Here is an 8,176-nt window from a genome sequence, read left to right as displayed (position 1 = left end):
GTTCTCCGAGTCGAGCGCGATGTCGGCCTCGGCGTTCCAGGCGTCCGGGCTCCCGCCGCGGGCGTCCTCGTGCCGCGCAGCCTCGTCGCGCTCCCGGTCGTGCCGGAAGCAGGCGCGGACGGCGGCGACGGCCCAGAAGGGGAGGAAGAGGAGCTCGACGGTCGCGAGCGCCCATCCGGCGCCGACGGCACCGAACCGCACCGCCCCGAGGCACATGAGCCCGAGGAGGAGGGGCGCCCGGAGGATGTTGAGGTGGAACGTCTTGCGGGCGAGGCCCATGCCGTAGAGGGTGACGGCCGCCCCCACGCCCGCGCACGACGCGATGGAGTTGACGCCCATCGGCACGAGGACGGGCTGGGCGCCCCGCCACGAGTCGCGGAACAGCCACTCGCCGACCGGGTCGGGCAGGAGGAGCAGCACCCCGACGTAGGCCGACGCGGCGATCGTCATGGCCGCGGACGCGAACACCATCGCCTTGAGGCGGCCGGGGGCCCGCATGTCGGCGCGCCGGGACAGCTCCGGCACGGCGAACGCGAGTGCCGCGGTGCCGAGGATGTTGAGGGGGCCGAGGAGGGTCTGTACGGCCCGCAACGCACCGACGTCCGCGGGGGACGACAGCGGCGCGATGAGGAGGATGCCGAACTGCGCGGCGCCGAGGCCGAGGACGTACTCCGCGAGCAGATAGCCGGTGATGTCCTTCTGCTCGGCGAGCCACTCGCCCGCACCGAGGAGGCTCGGCGGTGCGGCGAGGAGGGCGAGACCGAGCGCGGCCGAGACGAGGCCCGCGATGCCCCACGTGAGCGTGAGGACGCCGACGGAGGTCCAGCCGAGCGCGATCGCCCCGAAGAGGAGCCCGAACTGGAGCACCATCCGGACGAAGTCGATGAGGGCGGCCCGGTCGGCACGCCCCGCGGCGAAGAACGCCATGCGGCAGGAGTCCTGCATCGTGAGTGCGGGCAGACACGGCGCGAGCGCGAGGAACGCCGCTCCCACCGGACCACCGACGAACAGCCACACACCGACGCTGACGATCGCCCCGACGACACCGATCCACGCCGCCGTGCCCTGCGAGGTGCGCACCGCACGACGGAAGGACTCCGGGGAGTCGGCGCTGTGCCGCATCTGCAGCGGCTGCCCGACCATCGCCTTGGAGACGGCGACGGCCACCCCGTAGGCGACGAACGCCATCGAGAACGCGCCGAAGCCCGCGGCGTCGTTCAACGCCCGGGCCACGAAGACCATGAGCAGCATGTTGCTCAGGGCCGACATCATCTGGTCGACGACGTTCCAGCCGGCCCGTCGGACCAGTCCCATGACATTGGCCATGCGCGTCTCTTCCCCCCACCTCGTGTGGTCGTGGTTGCCGCATCCCCTGGTCGGCTACCTCGCCCAGCGACGTGCAGATCTTACGGGGCGTGAGGGTCGCAGTCGAACGATCGACCGGGTCGGACGTCCACAAGCTCCCAACGCGCCTGTCCGGCCCGGAGTTCCGCCGCGAGGGTGACGCATCGTCCCGGGCGCGTCGCGCGAGTCGACGCCGCTCGACGCCGCCACCCCCGAGGGGCCTAGCATGACGGGGCGATCGGCGACCCACGGTAGGCCCCTTCGCACGGGGGCACCACGACGAGGAGACCCCTCGTCCGCCGGGCCCCACACACGACGCCGGAGACGCCGGCGCCGGCACCACCGAAGGGACGACAGTCAGTGATCGAGCTACGGACGCCGCAGGAGATCGACGAGATGCGTCCGGCAGGACGGTTCGTCGGCGAGGTCCTCACCGATCTCGCCTCGCGGGTGAAGGTCGGCACCAACCTCCTCGAGATCGACCGTTGGGCCCACGAGCACATCCGTCGCCGCGGCGCGGAGAGCTGTTACATCGACTACCACCCGAGCTTCGGCGCCTCGCCGTTCGGATACGTCATCTGCACCTCCGTCAACGACGCCGTTCTCCACGGCCTCCCCCACGACTACGCCCTCCGCGACGGCGACCTCCTCAGCCTCGACTTCGCCGTCTCCGTCGACGGGTGGGTCGCCGACTCGGCGATCAGCATGGTCGTCGGCGAGAAGAAGGACGAGGGCGACCTCGAGCTCATCGCCCTCACCGAGGAGGCCCTCGCCCGCGGCATCGACGCGGCCCGCCCGGGCAAGCGCCTCGGCGACATCTCCGCCGCGATCGGTGCCGTCGCCCATGCGGCCGGTCTGCGCGTCAACACCCAGTTCGGTGGCCACGGCGTCGGGCGCACGATGCACGGCGACCCCCACGTGCCGAACGACGGGCGCGGCGGACGTGGCCTCAAGCTGCGTCCCGGCCTCGTCATCGCGATCGAGCCGTGGTTCATGGCCGGGACCGACGAGCTGCGCACCGACCCCGACGGGTGGACCCTGCGCAGCGTCGACGGCTCCCGCGGCGCGCACTCCGAGCACACGGTCGCCATCACGGACGGCGACCCGATCGTCCTCACCGCGCGGGGCTGACCCCCGTGCTCGCCGTCGTCGTCGCCGCCATGTGGGTGACCCTCACCGTCGGGGTGATCCTCCTCGTCGCCGCCGCCGTGGGGCACCTGCCCCGCCGCGTCACCCTCGGGTTGCTCGCCGTCGCCGAGATCGCGACGCTCGTCGCCGTGGGGGCCGACGTCGCCTACGTCGTCACCGGCCACCCGGGGCCGCGCCTCGCCACGCACATCAGCTACCTGCTGTCGACGCCGCTGCTCATCCCGGCCGGCGTCGCGCTCACGTACAAGAAGTTCGACCGGTGGGGGCTGCTCATCGTCGCGGTCGCCACGCTCATCGCGGCGATCATGATCGTGCGTCAGGTGCAGACCCTCGGCATCCTGTTCGGGTACCTCAATGTCGGCTGACGCCCACGGCTCCTCCCGCGCCGCGACGGACACCACGTCGGCGAGCGGGGTCCAGGCTCCCGAGGCGGGCCCGGGGCGGCTGTTCACGCTGCTCTACGGCACGTTCGCCGTCGGCGCGACCTCGCGTGCGGGCGTCGAGCTCGCGACGAAGTTCTCCGCCGCGCCCATCGCGTACACGCTGTCGGCGTTCTCGGCGGCGGTCTACGTCGTCGGGCTCGTCCTCCTCCTCCGATGGGGCCACCGCGGCTCCCGCGAGGCGATGCGCGTGCTGTGCCTCGTCGAGCTCACCGGAGTCCTCACCGTCGGCACCCTCAGCCTCGTCCGGCCCGAGTGGTTCCCCGACAACTCCGTGTGGAGCTACTACGGGGCGGGCTACCTCCTGCTCCCCGCGATCCTGCCGATCCTCGTGCTGCGCTGGCTCGCGCGCACCCGGCCCGACGCCTCCGCCACCGACCACTCCTGATCGCCTGGCCGACCGGGCCGCGAGGTCGGCGATGGGTCACTGGGCGGAACGGACGGCGGACGGAGGGGGCCCTCAGGCCCGCCCGAGGGCGGTGCGGAGCCGATCGAGGAGGTCGCGCTGCCCGGCGAGGAGCCGCGGGTGGGCACGCTCGAGGGTCATCCACTCGGCGCGGTCGACCTCGGGGACCTCGAGGGTGCGCCCGGAACGCGGCGGCCACTCCACGTCGATGAGATTGCTCGACACGTACGCGAGCTCGGCGGACGCGGCCACGGCGTAGGCCCGCACGATCTTGCTCGAGGACTGTCGCACCTCCCCGAGGTCGAGCCACTCCCCCTCCGGGGCGGGGACGCCCGTCTCCTCGGTGAACTCGCGGGCCGCGGCGGCGCGGGGGTCCTCGGCGTCGGGGTCGTACTCGCCCTTGACCACCGACCAGCACCCCTCGTCCTTTCTCGCCCAGAACGGACCGCCCGGGTGGGCGAGGAAGACGAGGACGTCGTCGCCGTCGAGGCGGTAGGGCAGGACTCCGGCGCTGCGACGAGGCATACCCGTCAGGGTGCCACGTCACCGGGGACGGGCCGGTGGGGCACCCGGGCGTCGACGCGACGTCGTGAGAGCGGCCCGGCGAGCACGGCCCACAGGAGCACCGCGGCGACGGCGGTGAGGGCGAGTTCGACGACGACCGGGCCCGCCACCTGCGCCGTCCCCACCGCGACGGCGTTGAGCGCGCAGTGGAGCACCATCGCCGCGAGGAGGAGGAGTGGACGCCGGTCGCGCACCGCCTGCAGGACGAGGAGGGTGCACGCGACGTGGACGACGATCGCGGGCACCCTCTCCCACAGTCCGAGGGCGGCGCTGCCGAGCGTGAGGTCTCGGATCGCTGCGATCTGGGCGTCGAGGGCGGGCAGCTGCTCGGGGGTCGCGGTCGCGACCGAGCCGCGCACCGCGTCGGCCGTGCCGAGGAGAACCACCCCGTTGACGGCCGACACGACGAGGAGGATCACCGCCTCGATGCCGCCGTGGCCGAGGCCGAACGCGACGCCCTCACGCCACGAACGGGCGCGCTTCGCCCACCATCGGAGGACGACCCACCGGGTGCCCTCCTCGAAGAGCCCCGAGGTGAGGACGGCGAGGACGACCGACGCCGTCGCGAGCGCGGGCGACCCCGTGCCGAGCATCGCCGTGAGCCCGAGCGTCACGGGCACGACGAACGCCGTGCGCGCGACCTGCGAGAGCGGGAACGCGAGCGCACCCCATCCGATCGACGACCACGCCGCGGGCAGCCGACGGGCCGCGAGGACCCACAGCGCCCCGACGAGGAGCACGACGAGCACTGCCCGTCCGACGAGCAGCATCACCGGGTCCATGTCGCCTCCTGTCGAGAGATCCACCTCCGCCCACCCTAGAACCGGGGCGGCCGCCCTCCCCGTGGACGGCACGACGTGGGGGCGCCGTCCGGTCGTGAGTCGCGGTGGCGAGCAGGGAGGGTGCGGCCTGTCGGGGAACCGGGACGGGGCGCCGCCACGGGCCCGAGGGGCGACGCGGCGAGGTCGCGACGACCAGGCCGTGGTGGCGGGGTCGCGGTGGAGCGAGGTCGCGAGAGGGCGACGTGGCGGAGGCGAGCCGGTGAAGACGACGAGACGGTCTCCTGCTCAGGAGAGTTCACGGCCTTCCGTCGGGCATGATGTGCGCTGCCATGAGTCGGCCCCCGCCGACCCCTCCCCCGGAGCGTGGCGCCCGTCCCGTCCACGCCACGTCCCGAGGTCGTCATGCGCCGCATCGCCGCAGTCGTCGCACTGTCGCTGAGCTCCACCCTCCCCGCCGCCCCCGCCGCCACGGCGGTCACCGTCCCGCAGGTGACGGCCGTGGGAGCCGTCGCCGCAGGCGGCACGCCCACCCCGGCCAGGGGCGCCGCTGCCACCACGTCGTCCCCCACGCCCACCGGCCCGACGGCCGCCCCGAACCGTGACCGGCAGGTGCCGTTCCGCAGGGCACCACGCGTCGCCTCCGGGCCGCTCACCCCCGCCGCCGACGCCGAGCCCCTCGACACCGGGGTCGTGGCGGCGCCCCGGGGCGTCGCCGTCGTCGGCGCGACGTGGGCCGAGGGCTCCGGCGCGAGAGTGGGCCTCACCTACCGCGTCCGGCGCGACGGGCGGTGGGGCCCGTGGCGATCGATCCACGTCGAGACCTGCCCCGGTTGCGCCGACCCCGGCGCCCGCACCCGGGCCGGGTCGGAGCCCGTCGTCGTCAACGGCGCCACCCACGTGCAGGCGCGCCTCGTCGCGTCGGGCGCCCCCGTGCGCGACGCCCGCCTCAGCATCGTCGACGCCGCCGCCTCACCCGCCTCGTCGGGCGCCGCGTCGCTCACCCCGCCGGTCGGTGCCCCCGTCGGCGCGTCGGTCGGGGCCGACGGCGCCGCGGCCGTCGCGGGCGGTTCCACCGCGTCGGCGGGCAGGCGCGTCTCCCGCGTCGCCGGGCTCCCCGCCGCCCCGGCCGGTCTTCCCGGCCCCCGGGCGATGCCGACGAAGCGCGAGGTGTGGGGGGCGTCCGAGACGCGACCCGCACGACGGATGCCCATCGTCGCCGCCCACGGCATCGCGGTGCACCACACGGCGGGGACGAACAGCTACTCCCGCGCCCAGGTGCCTGCGATCCTCCGCGGCATCCAGCGGTTCCACACCCGCGACCGCGGGTGGAGCGACATCGGCTACAACGTCCTCGTCGACCGGTACGGCCGGGTGTGGGAGGGCCGCTACGGCGGCGTCGGCATCCCGCACAAGGGTGCCCACGCCAGCGGGGTCAACCAGGCCTACCTCGGCGTCGCCTACATCGGGGACTCCTCGACCGCGCCCGTGCCGGCGGTGGTGATGGACTCCCTCGTCGACGTCGTCGCGTGGACATCGGTGCGATACGGGTTCGACGTCTCCGGTCGGATGCGTGTCGGCGGTCGCCTCGCGCCCGTCGTGCCCGGCCACTACCAGGTGGGCAACACGCGCACCTCCTGCCCGGGCGTGGGTCTCGCCCGCCGCCTGCCGGAGATCCGTCGCCGGGCGGCGGCGGGCGCGGCCGTCTACCGCGAGCGGGCACGGGTCGGGGCCGCACGCGGACGGTGACCCCGCGGGTCCGGCCCGGGGCCAGGAGGTCCCGGGGTGAACCGGCGACGAGCCGATGTCGGAGGGCCCCACTACGATCGGTGACATGAGCGACGAGGCCCTCAAGAAAGCCCAGCAGAAGATGGCCGACGCCGGTGTACACCGCACGGCCGTCGACGTCTTCGGTCACTACTACCGCGAGCTCGAGGCCGGGGCCACGGGTCTCATCCATGAGGACGAGATCAGCCCGATGACCGAGCCGACGATGTTCGAGGACGTCGAGATCGACGAGGCACAGGCACGCGAGGCCCTGGGCAGGACGGTCGTCATCAAGCTCAACGGTGGTCTCGGCACCTCGATGGGCATGACGAAGGCCAAGTCGCTGCTGCCCGTCCGCGACGGCAAGAGCTTCCTCGACCTCATCGTCGCGCAGGTCCTCGCGGCCCGCGCCGAGTACGACGCGCCGCTGCCGCTGCTCCTCATGAACAGCTTCAACACCCGTGAGGACACCCTCGCCGCCCTCGAGGCGTACCCCGAGCTGCGCGTCGGCGACCTCCCCCTCGACTTCGTCCAGAGCCAGGAACCCAAGCTGCGCACCGACGACCTCACCGCCGTCGAGTGGCCCGCCGACCCGCGCCTCGAGTGGTGCCCACCCGGCCACGGCGACCTCTACCCCTCGCTCCTCTCGAGTGGGGTGCTCGACGCGCTCCTCGACGCCGGGTTCCGGTACGCGACGGTGAGCAACTCCGACAATCTCGGCGCCGCGCCGGACGCGACGATCGCGGGGTGGTTCGCCGCCTCGGGCGCGCCGTACGCCGCCGAGGTGTGCCGCCGCACCCCGATGGATCGCAAGGGCGGCCACCTCGCCGTCCGCAAGAGCGACGGCCAACTCATCCTCCGCGAGACCGCGCAGACCGCGCCGGAGGAGATGGACTACTTCACCGACGAGCACCGTCACCCGTACTTCCACACGAACAACCTGTGGTTCGACCTGCAGCGTCTCGCCGAGGTGCTCCGCGAGCGCGACGGCGTGCTCGGCCTGCCACTCATCCGCAACGTCAAGACCGTCGATCCCAAGGACTCGGACTCCCCCGAGGTGTTCCAGATCGAGTCGGCGATGGGTGCGGCCGTCGAGGTGTTCGAGGGGGCGACGGCGATCTGCGTGCCGCGCACCCGGTTCCTTCCCGTCAAGACGACGAACGAACTGCTCCTCCTCCGCTCCGACGCCTACGAGGTCACCGACTCGGGCCACCTCCACCTCCTGCCGGAGTCGGCGCCGACGATCGAGCTCGACCCCACGTACTACAAGAAGATCGGCGACTTCGAGAAGCGGTTCCCCGAGGGCGCCCCGTCGTTGCGGCAGGCGACGTCGTTCACCGTCGAGGGCGACTGGACGTTCGGCTCCGACGTCGTCGTCGAGGGTCGGGGCATCCTCGACGACGCGGGCGAGCCCCGCACCGTCGCCGACGGCACGACGATCTGACCGTCGCGACCACCCGGCGAGTGATGAGCACGGGCGCCTCCGACCACACGGCGGGGGCGCCCGTGCTCATCCGCACCCTCCCCGGGCGTCGGCGGGTGTGTCGAGCCGGAGTGGCGGGGGTCGTGGGCCTCGCCGTCGTGCTCGGGGCGAGCAACGCGTGGATCGCGGTGGCCTCCCGCGGTGGGCTCCACACGGTCGAGGACGCGCCGCACCGGTCCGTCGCGCTCGTCCTCGGTGCGGGGGTGTACCCCGACGGCACGCCGCAGCCGTTCCTCGCCGCCCG

Annotated in this window: 8 protein-coding genes and 1 pseudogene; 6 read left to right on the top strand and 3 right to left on the bottom strand. The window is 73.5% G+C overall.

The annotated features are described in order from the left end of the window. Positions 1-1,326: MATE family efflux transporter (locus MOPEL_RS10535; RefSeq protein ID WP_009482890.1), on the bottom strand; the 1,326-nt coding region annotated here is incomplete at its 3' end. A 378-nt stretch (positions 1,327-1,704) separates the two neighbouring features. Here MOPEL_RS10535 and map point away from each other — a divergent pair. Genes map through MOPEL_RS10520 form a run of 3 tightly spaced genes read left to right on the top strand, consistent with a single transcriptional unit; the run spans position 1,705 to position 3,321 of the window. Continuing rightward, positions 1,705-2,475, top strand: a complete 771-nt coding sequence (gene map / locus MOPEL_RS10530) for a type I methionyl aminopeptidase (protein WP_040634077.1) — start codon at positions 1,705-1,707, stop codon at positions 2,473-2,475. Between the two features lie 5 nt (positions 2,476-2,480). Then, positions 2,481-2,858 carry a hypothetical protein gene (locus MOPEL_RS10525; RefSeq protein WP_009482888.1) on the top strand — a complete coding sequence of 126 codons (378 nt, stop codon included), beginning with the start codon at positions 2,481-2,483 and terminating at the stop codon, positions 2,856-2,858. Further along, entirely contained in the window at positions 2,848-3,321 is a 474-nt protein-coding gene (locus tag MOPEL_RS10520; RefSeq protein ID WP_009482887.1) for a hypothetical protein, read from the top strand. The genes MOPEL_RS10525 and MOPEL_RS10520 overlap by 11 nt, the downstream gene beginning before the upstream one ends. Positions 3,322-3,393: 72 nt before the next feature. Here MOPEL_RS10520 and MOPEL_RS10515 read toward each other — a convergent pair whose 3' ends face one another. Together MOPEL_RS10515 and MOPEL_RS10510 are read right to left on the bottom strand one after the other, a co-directional pair. Further along, complete coding sequence (locus MOPEL_RS10515) at positions 3,394-3,864, bottom strand: NUDIX hydrolase (RefSeq protein ID WP_009482886.1); 471 nt, start codon at positions 3,862-3,864, stop codon at positions 3,394-3,396. A 5-nt stretch (positions 3,865-3,869) separates the two neighbouring features. Beyond that, positions 3,870-4,685: a YhfC family glutamic-type intramembrane protease gene (locus MOPEL_RS10510; RefSeq protein ID WP_009482885.1), complete on the bottom strand. Its 816-nt coding sequence runs from the start codon at positions 4,683-4,685 to the stop codon at positions 3,870-3,872. 402 nt (positions 4,686-5,087) lie between these two features. On the opposite strand from MOPEL_RS10510, the gene MOPEL_RS10505 reads away from it, so the two are divergent. From MOPEL_RS10505 to MOPEL_RS10495, 3 genes and pseudogenes are all read left to right on the top strand, one after another. Continuing rightward, a complete protein-coding gene (locus MOPEL_RS10505) occupies positions 5,088-6,431 on the top strand; it encodes an N-acetylmuramoyl-L-alanine amidase (protein ID WP_009482884.1) in 1,344 nt (447 codons plus the stop codon). 85 nt (positions 6,432-6,516) lie between these two features. Further along, the gene (locus MOPEL_RS10500) at positions 6,517-7,893 is read left to right on the top strand and encodes a UTP--glucose-1-phosphate uridylyltransferase (RefSeq protein ID WP_040634083.1); all 1,377 of its coding nucleotides are present in this window, start codon (positions 6,517-6,519) and stop codon (positions 7,891-7,893) included. Between the two features lie 23 nt (positions 7,894-7,916). After that, positions 7,917-8,176 (top strand): annotated as a pseudogene (locus MOPEL_RS10495) (hypothetical protein); the annotation flags it as partial.

Origin of the sequence: Mobilicoccus pelagius NBRC 104925, assembly GCF_000247995.1 — a bacterium.
In the GTDB taxonomy this organism is placed as follows: Bacteria; Actinomycetota; Actinomycetes; order Actinomycetales; family Dermatophilaceae; genus Mobilicoccus; species Mobilicoccus pelagius.
Note: the sequence above shows the minus strand (reverse complement) of the source record. Positions and strands in the feature narration are given on the sequence as shown.